1 protein-coding gene is annotated in these 504 nt (G+C 59.9%); it reads right to left on the minus strand.

Annotated elements, in window-relative coordinates:
- Positions 1-504: type I methionyl aminopeptidase (map, locus tag R0J88_RS18760; RefSeq protein WP_410900694.1), on the minus strand; the 504-nt coding region annotated here is incomplete at both ends.

Genomic DNA, 504 nt, shown 5'->3' on the forward strand with positions numbered 1-504 from the left:
GTCCTTGAGGACCTTCACCTTGTAGCCACCGACATTGACCATCGGCTCGATGGTCAGACACATGCCTTCCAGAAGCTCGGCGTCGGCACGGGCTTCGTAGCCGTCATAGTGCAGCACCTGCGGGTCTTCATGGAAGCCGGCGCCGATGCCGTGGCCGCAGAAGTCACGCACGACACTGTAGCCTGCCGCTTCGGCATGCTTCTGGATCGCGCGACCGATTTCTGACAGGCGTACGCCCGGACGTACCAGCTCGATGCCTTTATAGAGGCATTCCTGGGTGACGCGGCACAGACGCTCGGCCTGGATGCTCGGCTCGCCGACGATGTACATCTTCGAGGTGTCGCCGTGATAGCCGTCCTTGATCACGGTGATGTCGATGTTGAGGATGTCGCCTTTCTTGAGCTTCTTGTTGTCATCGGGGATGCCGTGACAGACCACGTGATTGATCGAGGTGCAGATCGATTTCGGGAAGCCGTGGTAGTTGAGCGGCGCCGGAATGCAGCC

Origin of the sequence: Pseudoalteromonas sp. SIMBA_162 (assembly GCF_046535955.1) — a bacterium.
Classification (GTDB): Bacteria; Pseudomonadota; Gammaproteobacteria; order Enterobacterales; family Alteromonadaceae; genus Pseudoalteromonas; species Pseudoalteromonas marina.